Below are 21341 nucleotides of genomic sequence, written 5' to 3' on the forward strand. Positions count from 1 at the left end.
TGGCTGTTGTATTACGCCGCCCTATTTTATCTTTACTTATTGGTGCTTTAGTTGGTTTAGTTATAGCCGATCCTGCACAGGTACTTACTAACTTTGCGAGTACATCGCTAAAAGTAATGACAGACGAAACCATCGGCTGGCTAATACTTGTATGTGGTGGTTTTGGCGCACTTATCGCACTATTAGTGCGTACAGGTGGTGCATCAGCTTTTGGCAAGTTAGCTCTTAAGTACACCAAAGGTAAGCGTTCATCGTTGTTCATGACCTTTTGTTTAGGTGTGGTTATTTTTATTGATGACTACTTAAATGCGCTTACTGTGGGTGAGACCATGAAACGCATTACCGATAAATTTAAAGTTAGCCGCGAAATGCTTGCCTATGTTGTTGACTCTACTGCTGCACCAATTTGTGTGCTTGTCCCTTTATCTACCTGGGCGGTATTTTTTAGTGGCTTACTCGTAGATAACGGTATTGCAGAAGAAGGCAAAGGGATTGCGGTTTATATCCAAGCCATACCGTATATGTTTTATGCGTGGTTTGCAGTGCTTGTTGTTTTACTTGTTGTGCTGGGTATTATTCCTGCGATTGGTCCAATGAAAAAAGCAGAGCAAATGGCACAAATTGAGCAAGCTCAAGTCGACCCTGCTCAATACAATGACGTTCAAACAGCGGATGAATATGCAGTAAAAGCCGTAGAAGAGAACTTTGAAGATGCTGATCCTAAAGGTAAATTACGTAACTTTTTGGTGCCGATTATTTTACTGGTTGCATTTACTGTTTACTTTGAAATAGACGTATACAAAGGCTTATTAGCAACAATGGCGGTCACTCTCCCGTTTTATGCTCTACAAAAATTAATGAGCGTAAGTGAAATGATTGAACGCATGCTTGATGGCTTTAAAAGTATGATCCCCGCGATTGGTACTGTTATAGCTGCGTTTATATTTAAAGATGTATGCGACTTAATTGGTTTGCCTCAGTTTGTTATTGGCAGCTTAAGCCCTTATATGACCGCTGCATACTTACCAGCCGTGGTATTTATTTCAATGGCTATTTTAGCGTTTGCAACAGGGTCTAGCTGGGGTATTTTTGCTGTATCAATTCCCATTGTTATGCCACTGGCTAATGCGGTTGATGCAAACATACCACTGGTCATTGGTGCGCTATTATCGGCTTCCTCTTTTGGTAGCCAAGCGTGTTTTTACTCAGATTCAACCGTACTCGCAGCGCAAGGCTCTGGTTGTAATTTAATGAGCCATGCCGTTACACAATTGCCTTACACGCTAATTGCTGCGGCATTAGCTGTTATAGGCTTTTTAATAATGGCTTAAATATTATACCAATCCGCAATAATCCTTAATCATTTTGCGGGGCTAAACGAGTCGCTACCTGCGTTAAAAAATTTTCATTTAGAACAACTAAATAGCGAATTTTTTGCCTAGCTATCAACACGTTTTTCCATCCTCAAAATAGATCACTTAATTAAGCGAATTGGTATTATTAGTAAATATAGTGAGATAAATAATAAACCCCAATGTAGTAATACATTGGGGTTTATTTTTAGCTAAATAAATAAAGCTTATTTTTGTAATTTAATACCATTGTAATAGGCATCAAGCGTTGTGATTTTAGTTTGATTAGGTAAATCGGCAAAGTCACTTTCTATAAACTTAGTCCCGCGTAATTGCACATTTAAACGTGCAGCATTAGGGTTAAGCATTGTTTGCTTGTAGTAGTCTTTTATATCTGCAAGCGTTACTTTTTCAACTTCATCAATCAGCTTTTGCTTAGAATCAAAGGTAAAGTTTTCACGGTACCAATCGTTAATAAGTGGGCTCATTTCATCACTTAAGTTTTTAGGCTGCTCTTTAAGTGATACAAGGGTAGAGTTTTTCAGCTGCTCAAAAGTCTCTTCGCTCATGTTATCAAGTTCAACTGCGTATTCTTTTTTAAACTTATCAAAACGAGCTTGTATTTCTTTTGGTCCTTTAACTGGTGTTTGAATATACAAACCAATTGCTGAGTAATCCTCGATTGGGCGAGCTAATGCACCTACTGCGTATGCAAGCTGCTCCTCAGTACGCATTTTATCAAATGCAACTGTTCTAAAGTGGCTTTGTAATACAGCCGCTTCTGCTTTTTGTTTGTAACCCGCAACAGGATGAACGGTCATATCANGCTACATCAATATCTTTTTGCAGTACCAGCGTTTCGCCCGGTTGTGGTAACCACGCTTTGCTGCGCGCAAATTCACTGCGCTTATGATTACTTGGTAATGTTGCACTTAATTCGTCTGCAATCGCGTCTATATCTTGCTGATTGTAGTTACCGTAACTAAATACGCGTAAATCGTTTTGTGCAAACGTAGCTGTTTTTAATTGTGCTAAGTCGGCAACACTCACTGAGTCAGCGGCTTTAATAAGCGCGTCTGTATCAAAACCACCTGTACGCGTTAGTTTTGAATACTCGCCAAATGCTTGTGCATACGGAAACTGTTTTTGTTGGTTTAGTAAATTACGTTTAAAGCGATCAACTGCTTGGCTAAATGCTTGTGCTGTTTCATCGGCTTTTAATCCGGTTAAAGCTTGTTTAAGCAATACATCTTGTTTATCTGTAAAACCACTCATAGATAAAACAAGACCATTACTCGGCGCAAGGCTTACACTCATACCAGCGATTGCTGCTTCGGTACTTAACTGACTTTGTTGAATATTGTATAAATCAGCCCAAACAGAATAAAGTACTTCTGCCTTAATATCGTTCAAACCTGGTTGAGTATTTATATAAACTTCGACAAGCCCTTTTGGCTGCTCTGCAAATTTTTGACTTGCTTGGCGCCATACTTTTACACCATTTTTATCGTAAGCAAGCTCAGGGTGTTTTTGCTCTTTAAATGCTTGCGTTTTTATTGCAAAATTTTCAGGCAATAAATTGTTTACAGTTGGTAGTGCTAACTTAAATTCGCTTGGTTTTTTCCAGCTGGCAATTTCATCATCGCTAATATCACTAATGCGGTATTTGCCGTCGTAAAAGTGTAGTTGCGAGTCAGTCTCTTCTTGCTGCGATACATACCAAATACGAAGAGTATCGGCATTTAACTGCTCAAGTACTTTATTTACAGCGTCAGCGTCAAATTTTGCATAATAGTAAGGTGCATTAATAGCGTGATTTAACGGATAGTCTTGCATGCTTTGTGTAAGTGAGCTTACATAATTAAATTCATCACCTTTTTCTAAAAACTTAAATTGGTTATTTAGTGATGTACGAATTTCGTTGAAGTACTTGCTATCAACGCCTTCTTTTTTAATTAAATCGATGTACTGCATGATAGTTGCAACTATTTCATCACGATTTTTCATGCCTTCATCTGTAAGCTCTGCGTTTACGTTTAACGAACCGTAGTTGCCATATTGATTTGGTGCAGCTGAAGCTGAAAGCTGAGACACCCACCCTTTGTCACGAAGCAATTGCGCTGGGCTGCCCGGCATTTCATTACTTAGTAAATACGCTACAAATCGGTTTGGTTTAAGGGCAAATTCGCTATTATTATTAGCAATGGTAAAATCAAGTTGTAGTTGTTTTACATCTTCATTTGGTGCATAAAACACGCGTTTTCCGCCAGCGTTATCAAAATCAAGTTTTGCAGTCACTGTTGGTTTTTCTATGTTTTTATTTTTTATATCAGCAAAGTATTTTTGTGCTTTTTGCTCCATTTCAGCAATAGGTAAATTAGAAATAAGCGCTACTTTCATAACATTTGCAGAATAATATTTATTATAAAAATCAACCGTTTCTTTATGAAGCGAACTGTTTTCTTTATCACCAAGTGTTTCTAGGTTACCAATTAAAAAGCGATTAGCTGGGTGATCGCCCATCATTTTACGCGCTAGTTTAAATTGACCAAAAAAGTCCATTTCGCGACGCATTGACCACTCTGCGTTTACTGCATTTTTTTCTTTATCTGTGTATTCAGGGTATAACTTAGGTGCTTTGAAAAAGTCGGCAAAACGGTCTAGCCCTTCATCAAACGCGTCGTTATTAATTTTAAACATGTAATTAGTAATATCGAGCCAAGTATACGCATTGTGCGCGCCACCATTTTTGGTCATAAAATCAGAATACCCTTTTGTATCTGGGTAACGATCAGTGCCTAAAAACAGCATGTGCTCTAAATAATGCGCCATACCCTGTTGCGACATCGGGTCGTGTAGTAAACCAACACCTACACTTAGTGCCGCTGCTGACTTTTCAGCACCAGGATCAGACACTAAAATAACTTCAATGTCGTTTGCTAATTTAAGTGTTTTATATTCGCGGTTATCGTTAGGGCTTACGACTAACGAGTCTGATAATAAAGAGGCCGGAGGCGCCACAGAAACCGAAGCTGTATTTGAACAACCACTTAAAACTGCAAGTGCGATAGCACTAAAACCAATAATCTTTTTCATTTTTGTTTTCCATTAAAAAGTATTGCGCAAAATAGCATGCGCCAATTCAAAGCAATATAGTTAAGCTAAACTAACATTTTCAATTAATAACTTTCTACAAAATAACGCTATTTTGTGTAACACATTGTGAAAAATGTCTTCATAATCGGCTATTAGTTGCGAGTCTGCCAACCTTCGAGATTAAAAATCATTCAATATCAAAAAATACGCAAATTCTAAATAATAATAAGGAAAAACAATGGAAAAAATCATCATACTTGCCATGTTTGCACAAGTTACGCTTTCACTGGTTGTCATGCTCATTATGGGTAAAAGGCGCTTTGCAGCAGCTAAAAACAAACAATTAGATTTAAGCGATTTTAAAACAATGCAATTAGATAAGGCTGGCGACACTATTAGGGTTGCAGATAGAAACTTTTCAAATCAGTTTGAAATACCTGTGCTTTTTTACGCGGGGTGTTTACTTGCACTACAGCTAAATAGCGCCAGTACACTTGTGGCTATACTGGCCTGTTTATTTGTAGCAACACGTATTGTGCATAGTGTTATTCATTTAGGTGAAAATAACGTACGAGCACGTTTTAAAGTGTTTTTACTAGGTTGTGCTTGTGTGTTTTCAATTTGGCTTGCGATGGTTTGGCGAGTATTACTTTAAACAGCAAAGTTTAATAATAATGTGGGCGGCTGGTTTACGCCATCCACATTACCGTTAATTTTAATTATTTAGCACGTTTTAAACGAGGTACCGCAAGTAAAAAAGCACCTAACAGCCAAATTAACCCGCCGCCAGAACTGCTACCTGAATCTGTTGATGAGTTAGAATCAATTAGCGTATTTTCAGTAACAGTAAGACCTGCGGCTGAATTAGGATCATCATCCATTATCGCCACATTTTGAATAGTCACTAAATTAGCATTGCTAATTGTTACATCAGTACTTGCACATTGTTCAGCAGTAAAACCAACAACGGGTGTTTCACCACAGTGTACTAATGCTGCAATTTTATCTAACGTTGATTGGCTTGCTGCAGTAATTTGTCCAAACACAGTAAAGCCACCGTTTTGCGTATCAAGTGCTGCACTATTGTCTGTAATATTAAAAAACCACTGGCTTGTTGCGCTATTAGCATCACCCGATAGTTTAGCCATCGCAATGGTGCCCTTAACATTAGAAAAAACGGGTTCATTTTCTACAGCAGGTTTTGTGGTAATCGCATCTAGCGAGTCAGAAAATGTAAATCCCCCCCCTTGAATAACAAAGTTACTAACAGAGCGGTGAATTACTGTTTCGTTATATGAATCGTCTTGAACGTAACTTAAAAAATTTGCAACTGTTTTAGGTGTTTGTTGATCAAACAAGTTAATTTCTATGACACCTTGGCTCGTGTTCATTTCGACAATAGTGGCAGTACTTGTAAAGCTTGCTGCGGCGAGTACTGAGCCAAGTAAAAGTTTTTTCATGTTGTATTCCTGTTGTTATATTTTTAGATAATTGTTAATGCGTTAACACATTAATACCATAGGCGATTAAAATCGATTCTAAAGTGCGAGTTGATACAAATTAGACCGTGTTGATAACAAATTAATTACATATATCATTACTTATATTCTTTTTAGATATATAAATCTAATTATTTAAAATTAAATCATCTTAAGAGTGTGGCTACTTTTTGTTACCTTTAAAAAACACAAAACAACAGGATCTTATAATGCCACACACTAAACATGCAATTTGCGACTTTGGTTTACACAAAGGCGAACGCTATACAAAACTGCCAGCAAGCTTTTTAACCTGGATGATAGGTACTAATCACCATAAGCGAGAGTACGCGAATACGGAGTTGAAGCGTCGTGAACGTGCTGCCACAAACCAATTAACAGCCCCTTCCAAATAAAATGTAAATAAGTACGTTTTTTTAGCATAGAACTAGTTTAAACTAGCTGCCTGATAAATTAAGTAGACCTTAATCCATAGGTATTTTATGCGTATAATTATTTTATTTTCGGTTATTTTTAGTGTACTCGGATGCACATCTCCTGCTCCTGAATCCGTGTTTAGCGCTACCCCGACTAAATATTTAACTGTTCTTCATACTAATGATAACCACGGGCGTTTTTGGCAAAACGAAAAAGGCGAATACGGTATGGCCGCTCGCAAAACGTTAATTGACTCTTTACGCAATAAAGCTCAAAAGCAAGGTCATGCAGTATTACTACTCTCTGGTGGTGATATAAATACAGGTATTCCTGAGTCAGACTTACAAAAAGCAGAGCCTGACTTTAAAGGTATGTCGCTGATTGGTTACGATGCAATGGCATTGGGCAATCACGAATTCGACAACCCTATTGATGTATTGAAGCAACAGCAAAAATGGGTAAATTTCCCTTTTCTATCAGCCAATATATTTGAAAAAGAGTCAGGCGAACACGCGTTTGATAGCTATAAAATATTCAAAAAGAATGGATTAACTATTGCTGTTATTGGTTTAACAACAACCGACACAGCTAAAATTGGTAATCCTCAATATATTGGGCACTTAGAGTTTAAAGATCCTGTTGACGTTACAGCAAAACTAGCTAAAGAAATAAAAGCTAAGTACAACCCTGACATTACAATCGCCCTGACTCATATGGGTCATTATGTTGATGCTAGCTTTGGTATTAACGCACCCGGTGATGTAACACTTGCTCGCTCACTTCCTGCAAACACGCTTGATATGATCATTGGCGGTCACTCACAAGAACCTGTGTGTATGAGTGATACAAATGTAAATGATGATAACTTTAAACCTGGCCTTGCCTGTAAACCAGACCAGCAAAACGGTACTTACATTATGCAAGCCCATGAATGGGGTAAGTATGTTGGTAAAGCTGAGTTTAAGCTTGAAGACGGAAAATTAACGTTACTAGACTACAAACTGATGCCAGTTAATTTGTATGTAGATAAAGTACAAGCTGATGGCTCAACTAAAGAAGTGTTAGCAAACGAGTACATTAAACCAGACTCAAAACTTGAATCTTATTTAGCGGTATATCAAGCTAAAGGCGCTAAACAAATTGAAGGTACCATTGGTGAAGTAGATGCTCGCTTAGAAGGTGACAGAAACAAAGTTCGCTACCAACAAACAAATCTTGCACGCGTAATTATTCAAGCTCAAATGGATGTAGTGGGTGCAGACTTTGGACTAATAAGTGGTGGTGGTATTCGCAGCTCAATAGAGGCTGGTGAAGTGAGCTATAAAGATATTTTAAAAGTACATCCTTTTAAAAATCGTATTACTTACATGGATTGGCAAGGCAGTGATTTATGGGACTATTTAAATACAGTAACGAGCTTCCCACCGGATGCTGGCGCTTATTTGCAATACCATAAACTATCGTTTGAGCGTAAAAATAATCAGTTAGTTAATGTTGTTATTAACGGCCAACCTTTGAACAAAAATAAAACTTACCGTATGAGCTTAAATAGCTATAACGCATCAGGCGGTGATGGCTATCCTGCGCTTACAAATAAAAAAGGCTTTGTTAGTACAGACGAAACAGATGCCCAAGCACTTCAAGATTTTATATCAAAAAACAGCCCTCTTAAAACGGCTGAATTTACTCCTAAATAGCCTCTAATAATAGGAAAGTAACCTTGTTACTTTCCTATTATTTCAATACTGCCCTTTTTAATATTTGCCAGCCCATAACTATGCAGACGAGAGCGAGAACCCTCCCCGTATGCTTTAGGTGGATAATATAACTCTTTTTCTTCGGGATACTCGCTGAGTACTTCATCTAATGCAGCACGTACTTCGCTCAGGGTTTTTTCTAGGCTATTATTAAAGTTAGGCCTTTTTCTAACTGTATGGCCGAGTTCGACCAACCTATAAAAATACTTGTTAGCAAGCTCTAGCAGCTCCTCTGGCACATCTTTATTATGACTAAGCGCTACATCATCGTTATTTGTACAATACTCTACAAGTGCTAAATAAAAGCACAATGGCTTATTGGCTAAACACATTTTTTGTTCTGTATTACAACTACTTGATAATGTTTTATCATTAAGGTCAACAATAAGTATCAACGGCGTAGGCTCTACAATTGATTGATGCTGTGCATTATTAAACTGCTTATTGCTCTGTTTAATAAACGCAAATTTCATCCAAAAACTAATCAACACACTTAATACTAAAAATATAAAATAGTAAATAAAATGACTCAATGTAAAGTGGGTTTGTTGGACGTTAAATACAACTAATACGAACCCATTACTAGTGCTCAAACTACGTATTATTTGGTGTGAGTTTACAGGTGTTACCATCTCGTTTTTTGGTGCAATAGCAACAACTTTGAGCTCGTTCGAATTAATGTAGCTGTTTAAAGTTTTAATGTAGCTGTTAACTGCATCTTTATTACCTGAATGCTTTAGCAGCTCATTCGATAAATCGAGTAAGGGTAAGTCGAGTGCTATTTGCCTTTCTATCTGCGTAATTTTTTGTTTAGCTACTTGCTGGCTTTTTTGAGTTACAGAAATATAAAAGACAGACGACAAAATAAAAAACAAACTTATAATAACAAGTAATTGCTTATACTTACTCATCACCAGCCTCCTCTTTTAAGCCTACTAAGCTGGCGCCACAGCGCCAAAATGGCTGGACGTTTTGATAGTAATGCAAACTTTGATCTTTAGACATATCAAGCAAATTTTCCTGCACTGCGCATAATAAATCAGTGTTGTTTTGCTGCATTTTTAAATACCATCTTGTTCCAGAAATATTATTACTCAATGGCGTAATATAGTTTTTTGAAAAACGTTTTTCGTCGCTCTCTTTCCAAAACGAAGCAATAATATCTACTTTTCCATTAGCGAGTAAATCACGTAATTCGTTATGAGAGCTAGCATAAGTGATTTTCAAATTGGCTAAATTAATATCCAACTCTTTAAACGTTTGCTTTGGTAAAATATGCCCTGATCGGCTGGTCGGATAATCAAGCAAACCTATGCGCTTATCTAAAAAGTATTGTTTAGTGACTCGAGGTTTTTCTTTAGAAGATATAAAAAAAGCCGTGTAGTCAGAAAAACCAACAACGGGCTGGTAGTTATATGTCGACTCTGCTTTAAAGGCTACCATAATATTGTTTTTAGCCAAAATTAAGTCAGCAATTCCTTTACCCACAAACTCAAAGCTGTCTGCCGTTCTATACCCCCAATACCCTTTTACAGAGCCATATTGCTTAGCCACCACGTTATCAGAGCATAACTTTTGTGTTAATAACTTAGCTATTTTTTTTGATTGCGTAAAAACAATTAATTGGCCTTTGTTACTTGTTGCAGTTGTTTGACACTCTGTTGAGGTTTCGATCATAACTGGAAAGTGTAATTCATCATTGTATACACTAACTTGACCGCAAACCCACGTAACGACCAACAATAGAAACAAAAATGTAACAATTAACATTTTGTGCAACACGATATTTTTAAAATTCAAAGCAATGCCACTCAAAAATAGACTATATAGTGCATTTGAACAATTTCGCTTACTTATTACAACAAGTAATTTTACCTGTTAAACATAAACCATTGATTTAAAAGTAATGTGAATAAGAAACTATGAATTTTAATGAGTCCTTCCTATCAACACCAAAAGTAAGGACAATTGACCGCATTAGCCTGTAGCAACGCCATGAAATATTCATTAAGGAAGTTCTAATGCATAGCAATATAAAGTACTCGATATCTTCTGCGCTTTTGATTAGTGCAATATTTACAAGCACTGACTCACATGCTTGGGGTCAAAATGGCCACCGCATTGTAGGTAAGATTGCAGAATCTCATATAAGCGAAACAACTAAAGCGGCAATACAACCCTACCTTGATGGTGAATCACTTGCACAAATATCAACGTGGCCTGATGAAATGCGCTCTGCCCCTGGCGAGTTTTGGCAAAAGCAATCATCTCGTTGGCATTATATTAATGCAGCACCAGGAAAATCTTTCAGCTTCAATCACGATCACACTAAAAACAAAGAATCTGTAAGTAATATCCTAGAAGGCATTCACTATTCAATGCAAACGCTCACTGATAAAAATAGCACCTTAGATGCTAAACAGTTCAGTTTACGTTTTTTAGTACATTTGGTGGGCGATAGTCACCAACCATTTCATGCTGGTCGAAGTGAAGATAGAGGTGGCAACCGTATTAAGGTTTCATTTTTTAACGAAGAAACAAATCTTCACAGCCTTTGGGATACAAAGTTAGTTGAGAACGAGAATTTATCGTTTACTGAGTACGCACAATTTATTGATACAAATAACAGCGAGTTAATTGCTGAGTATTTACAAAGCTCACCTATGACATGGGTTGAAGAATCTCATAATTTAGCCACAAAAATTTATAAATATACCAACAACGAAATTGGTTATAGCTACATATATAACAATACTCCAATTATAAAGACGCGCTTACAACAAGCGGGTATTCGATTAGCTGGATTACTAAATGCCCTATTTGACCCTTCTGCAAAAGAGTTAGAAACGGCACTGAAAATGACGACTGACAAATAAACTGTATTAAATTTATATAACCTACACACGGGAAATCAACATTATGACTAAGCTTCGCCTTTCGAAATTAACTGGAGCGGTAATTTTAGCTCTAGGTGTTTCTACAAGCGCAATGGCTGCTGATACTTCATCTGCAATGCGTGGTAAAATTACAACGCCTTCAGGTGGCAGTGCTGCAAACGTTAAAATCAAAGTAATTCACCAACCAACGGGAACTATTAGCGAACTAACTACAAACGAAAGTGGTACGTTTATCGCTAATGGTTTACGTGTAGGTGGTCCTTACATGGTTATCATTGATTCTGATACGTTTAACGATACCACTGTTGAAAATATATACTTGAACCTTGGTGAAACTTACCGTTTAAGCTCGCAGCTTGCTCCGCTAAACATCGAAAAGATTGAAGTGTCTGGTTATAAGATTGTTCAACAATCAGGTGGCTCTAGCAGTACATTTGGCTCTGATACTATTGAAAATATGCCAAGCTTTAATCGCGACATTAAAGATATTGCGCGCTTAAACCCACTTGCCAGTATTAATGGCAATGGCGAGCTAACGTTTGCAGGTAGTAACCCTCGTACCAACGGTTTAACAGTTGACGGTATTGGTCAAAATGATGACTTTGGCTTGAACTTTGGTGGCTACCCTACTTCTCAGCCTCCTGTAGCACTTGACGCTATTGAACAAGTTTCTGTTGATGTATCTCCTTTCTCAGCTTCTAAAGGTAACTTTGGTGGCGGTACTATTAACGCAGTAACAAAGTCTGGTACGAATGAGTTTAAATTCTCTGGCTTTTATGAAATATCTACTCCTGAGATAGCTGGCGATGTTGATAATATTGTACAAGAAGACGATCTTGATGAGCTAGGTCATAAAACTTACTCTACAAATAAAGTAGAGCCGATTAAAACTGAAGAAAGATTTGGTTTTAATGTCGGTGGAGCGATTATTGAAGATGAACTGTTTTACTTTGTTAACTATGCAGAATGGTCAAGTGAATTAGATCTAGATTACGGCTTTGACGGTTCTGGTGCTTCAAATGAATTTAATACTTCTGAAGCTAACTATAATCGTTTCATTTCTATCTTAAATAATGAATACGGCTTAACTGATTCATTAGCCGGTGCGCCAGAAGATACAAACAAAAACTTGCTTGTTAAATTAAGTTGGAACGCAAGTGATGACCACCGTTTAGATTTCACTTATCAATGGCAAGACGACCAAGATGAGCGTAACTCTAGCACTGGCGGTGATAATATAGCCTTAGTTTCAAGCACTTATGCATACGTAACTAAGTTTAATAACTTTTCATCTAAACTTTACTCTGATTGGACTGAAAACTTTTCAACAGAAATTGGTGTGTCGTATAAAGATGTGACCTCTGATAGCGCAACTCGCTCTAACTTAGGAAGCATTACTGTTGAGGAAGACGGTCGAAATGGTCCTTCTTACAACTTTGGTACAGATCAATACCGCCATGCAAACCGTTCAGAAACACAAAACCTAACTTTTACGTTAGACGCTACGTATTTAATGGATGAGCATGAAATAAACTTTGGAGCTCAGTACGAGTCACTTCGTTTATATAACTTGTTTGCTCAAAACTCTCTTGGAACGTGGAAATTTGATAGCTTAGAAAATTTTGAAAACCGTGAAATTGGTTCTTATGATTTCTCTTATCAAAATGCTTACACTAATGATTCAGCTGATACAGCATATGATGTAAGACGTAACCAGCTAGCGCTTTACATAGAAGATACTTTTTATGTAGGTGATGATTTAGAAGTTACAGCAGGTGTTCGTTATGAGCGCTTATCATCTGATGATAAACCAACTCTAAATGAAAACTTTGCTAATACGTATGGCTTTACTAACCAAGAAAATCTTGATGGCCTAGACATTATACTTCCTCGTGTTGGCTTTAAGTACTACGTAACAGAAGCGCTTACTATTAATGGTGGTATTGGTCGTTTCCAAGGCGGCATTCCAAATGTTTGGTATAACAATTCATTCCAAAGTGATGGCATTACTTTAGTATCAGCACAAAACGATGTAATTAATGATTACTATGCAAATAACACAGCTGATATTACTCAGGTTCCTGATGAAATAAAAAATACATTAGAGCAAGGTGCTGGTAGCGTTGCGTATATCGACCCTGATTTTAAATTGCCTTCAAGCATTCGCACCCAAATAGGTTTTGAATATGAGTTTGATTCTGAACTATTAGGTGATGGCTTTAAATGGCAAGCAGAAATTGCTTACCATAAAAAAGAGAATGAAGCGGTATGGCATAATTCGTCTATTAACCCAGTAGGCTTAGCTGCGGACGGCGAACGTGTTATCAATCAAAGTATTTACAGTGGCGATAATGTTGACATAGAAATGACTAATTCATCGGATGATGGTCGTTCAATTATTATTTCAACGGGTATTGCTAAACAATGGGACAATGGCCTGTTTGTATCTGCAAGCTATGCTCACCAAGATGTTACAGAATCATCAGCAGGTTCAGCTTCTCAGGCAGAAGGTAACTATAAGCACAATATTACAGTAAATCGTAATGAAGATATTGCAGCACGTGGCTTTTACGAAGTTGAGCACAGCTTTAAAATTAACTTAGCGTATAACACTGAATTTTTTGAAGGATATGCAACCAAGTTCAATGTTTATTTTGAACGTCGTTCAGGTCGCCCATTTAGTTACACAATGAATATGTATAAAGATGAAGACTTAGGTGATACTAGCTCTTTATTCACTAATGGTGCTTACTTACCTTATATCCCTACAGGTGCTGATGATCCGAATGTAAATTGGGCTGATTCTAAAATGACTTGGGCTGAGTTAGAACCGTTATTAGAGCGTGCTGGTATATCTCAACGTGGTGGGATTTTAGGTAAAAATACAGCAACGCAACCTTGGGTTACTACAATGGACGTTAGCATTAAGCAAGAAATACCTGGCTTTGCTGAAGGTCACACTGGTGAGGTTTATCTAATGATTGATAATTTCGCAAACCTTCTAAACAGCGATTGGGGTGTAGAAAAACGCTTAGGTTACTCTAACCAAACTATTTATGACTTTGGTGGTCTTGATGACCAAGGTAGATATAAAATAGACAACAGCTTTGGTGGTGCGGATGTGCGTAATTACTCGCAAATCAGTTCATCGTCATCAGCTTGGCAGGCTAAAGTTGGTATTAGCTACAAGTTTTAAGTCTTAATAGGTAAGTAATAACACATTAAGTTATTTGTTAACAAAACCCATTGCAAAATTGTAATGGGTTTTTTGTTTTTCACACCCCAATTTCACATGTTTGTCATAAAGCCCACGTAATATATACCCCGATATAGAGTTATTGCTCAAAAAAACACTCAAATAGACAAAAATAGTACTATTTATTAAAAATATATTGCAGTTGTATTTTATTTGTAACGAATAAATAAGGTACACTAGTAACGGATTTTGAATAAATGAACTTCAACTGTTTATTTTGCAAAATTTTAAAATAAAAATATAAAAATTTAATTAATAACTACACGGGAAAATTAAATGAAAACTCAATTACGCAAAACAGCTCTTTCACTTGCTATTGCAGCATGTGTTGGTGTAAGTGGCGCTGCAATGGCTAACGAAACGACCTCTGCAATTAAAGGTCAAGTAATGGGGCCTAACGGCAACCCAGCAGCCGGCACTAAAGTAACAATATTACACGTACCTTCTGGATCAGTAAAAACAACTGAAGTAAATGACGCTGGTTATTTCACAGCTAAAGGCCTGCGAGTTGGCGGTCCTTATAAAGTAGTTGTTGATTCAGATGTATATGCAGACCAAGAATTCAATAACATTATTCTTAATATTGGTAACGATTACCCAGTAAACGTTTCTCTTGAGTCACAATCAAGCATGGAACAAATTGTAGTTTCTGGCGCGCCAATTAGCTCTATGTCTGGTGGTACTGGTCCGGCGTCTACATTTACGCTAACTGATCTTGAAAATACACCAGCTATTAACCGTGATTTAAAAGACATTATTCGTATCGACCCGCGTATCACAATTGATGATAGCCGTGGTTCAATTAACTGTGGTGGTGGTAACCCTCGCTACAATAGCTTAACGCTAGACGGCGTTCGTATGAACGATAACTTCGGCTTAAGTTCAAATGGTTACCCTACTATTCGCGCCCCTTTCTCTTTTGATTCAATTGAACAAGTTTCAGCTGAACTTGCACCGTTTGACGTTCAATACGGTGGTTTTACATCGTGTAACATCAACGCAGTAACCAAGTCTGGTGGCAATGATGTTCATGGCGCTGTTTTCTACGATTACACTAGTGACTCTTTCAAGGGTGATAAAATTGAAGGTGATGACGTTGATAACGGTAATTACACCGAAAAACGTTACGGCTTCAACGTAGGTCTTCCACTAATTGAAGATAAACTATTTTTATTTACTTCATATGAAAAACTTGAAGGTGTTCAACAGTTTAACTACGATGGTTTAAGCAGCGGCAGCGTAACTGCTGATGATATCTCGCGTATCACAAGCGTTGCTCAAACTGTATATGGTTACGATGTAGGCGGAATGCCTTCAAGTATGCCTGTTGAAGATGAAAAAATCTTAGTTAAACTAGATTGGAACATCAACGAAGATCACCGTGCAAACTTAATCTATAACTACAACGATGGTAATACTGTTTCACAGTCTGATACTGGTTCTAGCCGTGTATCACTATCTAATCACTTTTATGACCAAAGTGCAGAATTCACTTCAATCATTGCATCTGTTTACTCTGATTGGTCAGATGACTTCTCTACTGAAGTTCGTATTGGTAAGTCTGAGCTAGATGCAACAGTACAATCACTAGATGCAGCAAGCAGCTTTGGTGAAATGCAAATTCGTACCGAAGATGGTGGTACAGTTTATATTGGTCCAGATGACTCACGTCAATCTAATGACTTAGACTACGATACAACTACATTTAAAGTTGCAGGTACTTACTACCTTGATCAGCACACAATTACTGCTGGTTACGAGTTTGAAGAGTTAGATGTATTTAACTTATTCGTTCAGCATACTGAAGGTGAATACCGTTTCAACAATGTTGATGATTTTGAAAATGGTATTGCAAGTGCTGTTTACTACAACAATGCTGCTGCTACAAATGATCCAAACGATGCTGCTGCGAGTTTTTCGTACGCTCAGCATACATTTTACGTGCAAGACGAGTATTCGTTTACTGACTTAGACGCAAATATTACGTTTGGTTTACGTTACGATAAATACACCAGTGATGATGTACCTAACTTAAATCAAAACTTTACTGATCGCTATGGCTACAGTAACCAAAGTACATTTGATGGTATTGATTTAATTCAACCTCGTGTAGGCTTCCAATGGTACGCTACAGATGCACTTGAAGTACGTGCAGGTGTTGGCTTGTTCTCAGGCGGTAACCCTAACGTTTGGTTATCTAACTCTTACTCAAACGACGGCATTACTAACATTAGTGCAAACCAGTTTGGTTCTATCGACTTGTTCGCAACACCTAATGTAAATAATGGTACTCCAGGATTTGAAGTACCTCAGTCTCAATTTGATGCAGTAGCTGACACTGTAATCGGCTCAGGCGATTCACAAGCAAACGCTGTTGACCCAGACTTTGAAATCCCATCAGAGTGGAAATACTCACTTGGTGCAACGTACACAACTGAAAACGAGTACGTAATCTCTCTTGATTACTTATATTCGAAGAAGAATGACGCTGCGTTAATGCGTGACATCGCACTTCAAGATTCTGGCGAAACTACATTTGATGGCCGCCCTATTTACGAATCAATTGAAGGTCGTGAAAACGAATACTTACTAACAAATGTAAGTGGTGATAGCGGTGATTCATCTGTTATCTCATTAGCGGTTAGCAAGATGTTTGATAATGGTGTAAGCGTTAACTTTGGTTATGCATACACAGATTCTGATGATGTTAACCCAATGACAAGCTCTGTAGCTGGTTCAAACTACGGTAACATTGCCCTAACAGATCCAGGTAACCCGGGGGTTGCTTCATCTGATTACGAAATTCCACATCGCTTTACTATGACTCTTGGTTATAGCCATGAGTTTGTTGATGGGTTTGCTACTCGCTTTAATCTATTCGGTGAAGCATATAAAGGCTTACCATACAGCTACACATTTGATGGCAGTGACGAAAATGTATGGGGCGATGTAAACTGGAATGGTAACCGCCAACTACTTTACGTTCCACTTGAAAACGATCCTAACGTTGTTTACGACATGAGTGCTGCTGATATCAATGAATTCAATGAATTTATTGCATCAAATGGTTTAGAGCGTGGTCAAACTACTAGCCGTAACGCTGAAAACTCAGATTGGTTTGTTAAGTTTAACTTTAAAATGACACAAGAGCTTCCTGGTTTTATGGAAGGTCACAAAGGTGAAGCATTCTTCGTAATTGATAACCTTACAAACCTGTTAAACGATGATTGGGGCGTACTTAAAAAAGGTCCTTTCGTAGGCGCTAGCATGATCAAAACGTCAATTGATGATCAAGGCCGCTACGTTTACTCTGAATTTAATGCAAATAATGCAAATACATCAGTGCAATCAGATGCATCTGTATGGCAAATGCGTATAGGTGTTCGTTACACTTTCTAATTTAGAACTGTAACCTAAAACATCTTTTAAAAGCCCACTTTGGTGGGCTTTTTTATGCCTTTAATTTGTTATTTAACTTTTCAAAAATACTCACTAGCACTTCGTATTCTTCGTTGGTTAAAGTGCTCAGTAATTGTTTTTCCCAATTCAGTGCATCGGGCGCTATATTTTCATATAAGCTTTGACCTGCTTTACTCAGCACAAGTAATGCTGCGCGTTTGTCTTGCTTATTTAGCTCACTTCTCACTAAACTTTTATCTATTAAAACTTTTACCGCGCGTGAAACAGTCGACTTGTCCATATTTGCTTGCGTGCATAAATCCTTTGCGTTGCTTTGGCCATACTGCGCTAAATTAGCAAGTATTCGCCACTGGGGAATATTTAAACCGTACTTAGTTTGATAAACCTCGGCAAAGTCGTTACTTACACGTGTTGCTACATTCGTTAATTGATAAGGTAAAAACGTTGCTAAATCAATTTTCATTTTTGGTTATCCCAGCTTTATAAGGCTTACTTTGGTGTTCATTAATATTTACACAGGTGCGTAGTTGCACATTTGATATTAGTCTCACTTGAGAGTATCTTAACTGAAATAATAATAATATTAAACCAACCCCCTCTCACAGGAGTCAGTAATGGCGACACAATTAAGTTATATGACAGGTTTTGGTAATGAATTTGAAACACAAGCGCTACCCGGTGCATTGCCGATAGGACAATTTAGCCCACAAAAGGTTAAATACGATTTATACACCGAGCAATTTAGTTCGACTGCATTTACGGCTCCTCGCGCTTCAAATCGCCGCACTTGGTTTTACCGCCTTCGTCCTTCGGTAGTGCAAGGTGATTACCAAGCAATTGATAACGGCCTAATAAGAACAGCCCCAATCACTGAAGCCGTAACACCACCAACAATGCTACGTTGGAATCCTATTGATATACCTTCACAGCCGACTGATTTTATTGATGGCTTGGTAACTATGGCAGCTAATGGCAGTGCCAATGGGCAATCTGGTATTGGCATTCATGTATATGTCGCTAATCGGTCAATGCAAGGGCGTTACTTTTGCAATGCCGATGGCGAAATGTTGTTTGTCCCTCAGCAAGGTGAGTTATTAATTCACACCGAGTGCGGTAAGTTAAGCATTAAACCAGGTGAAATTGCTGTGATTCCCAGAGGAATTAAGTTCGCTGTTGATTTAATTGATGATACAGCCCGTGGTTATATTTGTGAAAATTATGGCCATGCGTTAGAGCTTGCAGAGCGAGGACCTGTTGGTGCAAACGGTTATGCCAACGACAGAGACTTTCAATACCCCGTTGCTGCATTTGAAGATAAAGAAGGTGACTTTGAGCTTGTTTCTAAATTTAACGGTAATTTATTTAGCTGTGAAATAAAGCACTCTCCTTTTGATGTAGTTGCATGGACGGGTAATAGCTCACCCTACAAATACGACTTATCGCGTTTTAATGTAATGAATACAGTGAGCTTTGATCACCCCGACCCGTCTATATTCACTGTGCTAACCTCTCCTTCTGCTACTGAGGGTATGGCAAATGTCGATTTTGTGATATTTCCACCGCGTTGGATGGTAGCCGAAAATACATTTCGCCCGCCTTATTATCACCGCAATATTATGAGTGAATTTATGGGCTTGATTGAAGGTGTGTATGATGCAAAAGAGCATGGTTTTGTACCTGGTGGTGCAAGTTTACACAATTGTATGTCGCCACATGGACCTGAAGCAGACGTATTTGAAAAAGCCTCAAACGCTGAGCTTACACCACAAAAATACGAAAACACATTGGCCTTTATGTTTGAGTCGCGCTATATAATTTCACCGACAAAATATGCATTAGAAGGTAAAGAACGCCAACCAAACTACACCGATTGCTGGCGTACTATTAAAAAACAATTTACAGGTTCACAGGATTAATTATGAAATTATACAGCTACTTTCGCTCATCAGCGGCCTATAGGGTGCGTATAGCGCTTAACTTAAAAGCAATCGATCATGAACTTGCTATTGTTAACCTTTTAAAATCGGAGCAGCTTGGGCAGGAATACTTAGCCACTAATCCGCAAGGGTTACTACCTGCACTTGAAACTGATAATGGTGTTTTAGCACAATCGCTTGCAATACTGGAATGGCTTGATGAAACTTATCCGCAATCGCCATTAATTACGGGGACTGCGTGGCAAAAAGCACAAATAAGAAATTTAAGCTTTGCCATTGCCTGCGATATTCATCCTGTTAATAATTTACGCGTGCTGAAATATTTATCTAACGAATTAGGTGTTGATGACGAGGCTAAAAATAAGTGGTATCGACATTGGATAGAAGTTGGTTTTGAAAAAATAGAACTGATGCTAAACGAAAGTGATGACTACTGTTTTGGTAATCAACCAACACTTGCTGACATTTGTTTAGTGCCGCAAGTATTTAATGCAATTCGTTTTAACGTAGATATGAGCGCTTATCCAAAAATTGCAGCTATTTACGAACACTGTAATAAATTAGCTGCATTTAATGATGCTGCACCGCAAAATCAACCCGATGCAAATTAAGCTAATTTAAAACTAACTTTGTAGCGCACTATGAATAACCGTAATGTGCTCAATTAAATCTAAGCCCAGATCAGTTAAATACCCGCCATCTGGGCTATCTATAATCCCTTTTTCAAATAAGCGTTGCGCTGCACTAAGTAAGCTTGGCTCTGCGTCTGAGTGTAATTTAATACCCTGCATTTTACTGTCGCGAGGAAACTTTGCTAATAGTGTGAATTCTTCGATCATTGTTTGATTAAATTGCATTGTGTGCACCTTTTTATTTGAATCCAAGTTGTTCTGTGAGTAACTAAGTTTATAATTAAAATCACTTTGTGTACTTTACACTAGCACGTTTTTTAGCTTAATGTATTATTTTTAACCCTCCCTATTTAAAGGCCTCTAATGCGTAACTTTTTAATTCTATGCTTTTGTTTTAGCAGCTTATCGTATTCAATACTTAGTGAAGCAACAACCCTTAAAACCCATTCAATTATTGATGCAAACCAGTTTGTAAATGAAGAATCAAACTGTTGGTACGACAACAAACGCTATAGCGAAGGCGCATTAATACAAATTCACTCATTTACACTTTTGTGCGGTGCTAAAACACCCCAGCACAGTAACAGCCAACTCATTTGGCTTAAAATAGATAAACAAGGTAATGCTATTTACCCAACAGCTCCTAAAACAATCACTGTGAATTAGCGCTAAAAGCTGATTTGAGCTACAATGCACGCAGTTTAAATAAGTAGTATGGCTATGGATAATCAACCTAAAAACCCTTTACATGGGGTAACGTTAGAACAAATACTTGTTGAGTTAGAACAGCGACTTGGCTGGAGAACACTTGGCGAGCAAGTAAAAATCAAATGCTTTACTGATCAACCGAGCATTAAATCGAGTTTAAAGTTTTTGCGTAAAACGCCTTGGGCTCGCGATAAAGTGGAAGCACTTTATATTCACACTATAAATAACAAACCTATTCGTAGACCAAAAAGTGCGCCGAGAGAAACATCTTCTCAAGCGCCGGATACAACAGGGTTTGTTTGGCCATCAATTAAAAAATGATGTAAAAAAGGAGCTAATTCAGCTCCTTTTTTGATTGTAAGTAGCGCGA

Annotated in this window: 16 protein-coding genes and 1 pseudogene; 11 read left to right on the top strand and 6 right to left on the bottom strand. The window is 37.8% G+C overall.

Going from position 1 to position 21341, the window contains the following annotated elements; translation table 11 throughout:
* Positions 1-1331 (top strand): Na+/H+ antiporter NhaC family protein (locus L654_RS0105615; protein WP_024607510.1); only part of this gene is annotated, 1331 nt, incomplete at its 5' end.
* Between the two features lie 248 nt (positions 1332-1579).
* On the opposite strand, the pseudogene L654_RS01000000125570 reads toward L654_RS0105615, so the two are convergent.
* Positions 1580-4448, bottom strand: a pseudogene (locus tag L654_RS01000000125570) (insulinase family protein).
* A gap of 238 nt (positions 4449-4686) precedes the next feature.
* Between L654_RS01000000125570 and L654_RS0105625 the strand changes: the two are divergent.
* Positions 4687-5103: an MAPEG family protein gene (locus L654_RS0105625; protein WP_024593147.1), complete on the top strand. Its 417-nt coding sequence runs from the start codon at positions 4687-4689 to the stop codon at positions 5101-5103.
* 64 nt (positions 5104-5167) lie between these two features.
* Here L654_RS0105625 and L654_RS0105630 read toward each other — a convergent pair whose 3' ends face one another.
* The gene (locus L654_RS0105630) at positions 5168-5908 is read right to left on the bottom strand and encodes a peptidylprolyl isomerase (RefSeq protein WP_024607511.1); all 741 of its coding nucleotides are present in this window, start codon (positions 5906-5908) and stop codon (positions 5168-5170) included.
* 248 nt (positions 5909-6156) lie between these two features.
* Here L654_RS0105630 and L654_RS0105635 point away from each other — a divergent pair, with 248 nt between their 5' ends.
* Both L654_RS0105635 and ushA read left to right on the top strand, forming a co-directional pair.
* A complete protein-coding gene (locus tag L654_RS0105635; RefSeq protein ID WP_024607512.1) occupies positions 6157-6342 on the top strand; it encodes a hypothetical protein in 186 nt (61 codons plus the stop codon).
* Between the two features lie 87 nt (positions 6343-6429).
* A complete protein-coding gene (gene ushA, locus L654_RS0105640) occupies positions 6430-8061 on the top strand; it encodes a bifunctional UDP-sugar hydrolase/5'-nucleotidase UshA (protein WP_024607513.1) in 1632 nt (543 codons plus the stop codon).
* 26 nt (positions 8062-8087) lie between these two features.
* Here the strand turns inward: ushA and L654_RS0105645 are convergent, their stop codons facing one another.
* Together L654_RS0105645 and L654_RS0105650 are read right to left on the bottom strand one after the other, a co-directional pair.
* Positions 8088-9032 (bottom strand): hypothetical protein, encoded by a 945-nt coding sequence (locus tag L654_RS0105645; protein ID WP_024591813.1) that lies wholly within the window; start codon positions 9030-9032, stop codon positions 8088-8090.
* Entirely contained in the window at positions 9025-9891 is an 867-nt protein-coding gene (locus L654_RS0105650; RefSeq protein ID WP_029753513.1) for a hypothetical protein, read from the bottom strand. The genes L654_RS0105645 and L654_RS0105650 overlap by 8 nt, the downstream gene beginning before the upstream one ends.
* Positions 9892-10142: 251 nt before the next feature.
* Here L654_RS0105650 and L654_RS0105655 point away from each other — a divergent pair, with 251 nt between their 5' ends.
* From L654_RS0105655 to L654_RS0105665, 3 genes are all read left to right on the top strand, one after another.
* Positions 10143-10997 (top strand): S1/P1 nuclease, encoded by an 855-nt coding sequence (locus L654_RS0105655; RefSeq protein ID WP_007582418.1) that lies wholly within the window; start codon positions 10143-10145, stop codon positions 10995-10997.
* Positions 10998-11040: 43 nt separating this feature from the next.
* Positions 11041-14214, top strand: a complete 3174-nt coding sequence (locus L654_RS0105660; RefSeq protein WP_024607515.1) for a TonB-dependent receptor — start codon at positions 11041-11043, stop codon at positions 14212-14214.
* A gap of 336 nt (positions 14215-14550) precedes the next feature.
* Positions 14551-17673, top strand: a complete 3123-nt coding sequence (locus L654_RS0105665) for a TonB-dependent receptor (protein ID WP_024607516.1) — start codon at positions 14551-14553, stop codon at positions 17671-17673.
* Between the two features lie 52 nt (positions 17674-17725).
* Here L654_RS0105665 and L654_RS0105670 read toward each other — a convergent pair whose 3' ends face one another.
* The gene (locus L654_RS0105670; RefSeq protein WP_024607517.1) at positions 17726-18157 is read right to left on the bottom strand and encodes a MarR family transcriptional regulator; all 432 of its coding nucleotides are present in this window, start codon (positions 18155-18157) and stop codon (positions 17726-17728) included.
* Positions 18158-18308: 151 nt separating this feature from the next.
* Here L654_RS0105670 and hmgA point away from each other — a divergent pair, with 151 nt between their 5' ends.
* A complete protein-coding gene (gene hmgA, locus L654_RS0105675; RefSeq protein WP_024607518.1) occupies positions 18309-19610 on the top strand; it encodes a homogentisate 1,2-dioxygenase in 1302 nt (433 codons plus the stop codon).
* 2 nt (positions 19611-19612) lie between these two features.
* Entirely contained in the window at positions 19613-20242 is a 630-nt protein-coding gene (gene maiA, locus L654_RS0105680) for a maleylacetoacetate isomerase (RefSeq protein WP_024607519.1), read from the top strand.
* Positions 20243-20254: 12 nt separating this feature from the next.
* Here maiA and L654_RS0105685 read toward each other — a convergent pair whose 3' ends face one another.
* Positions 20255-20488, bottom strand: coding sequence for a TIGR02647 family protein (locus L654_RS0105685; protein ID WP_007582405.1), 234 nt, complete (start codon positions 20486-20488; stop codon positions 20255-20257).
* Between the two features lie 138 nt (positions 20489-20626).
* Between L654_RS0105685 and L654_RS0105690 the strand changes: the two genes are divergently transcribed.
* Positions 20627-20929 (top strand): DUF1496 domain-containing protein, encoded by a 303-nt coding sequence (locus L654_RS0105690; protein ID WP_008134362.1) that lies wholly within the window; start codon positions 20627-20629, stop codon positions 20927-20929.
* A 54-nt stretch (positions 20930-20983) separates the two neighbouring features.
* The gene (locus L654_RS0105695; protein ID WP_010553962.1) at positions 20984-21292 is read left to right on the top strand and encodes a VF530 family protein; all 309 of its coding nucleotides are present in this window, start codon (positions 20984-20986) and stop codon (positions 21290-21292) included.
* The last annotated feature ends 49 nt before the right edge of the window (positions 21293-21341 follow it).

Origin of the sequence: Pseudoalteromonas sp. TAB23, assembly GCF_000498075.1 — a bacterium.
In the GTDB taxonomy this organism is placed as follows: Bacteria; Pseudomonadota; Gammaproteobacteria; order Enterobacterales; family Alteromonadaceae; genus Pseudoalteromonas; species Pseudoalteromonas arctica.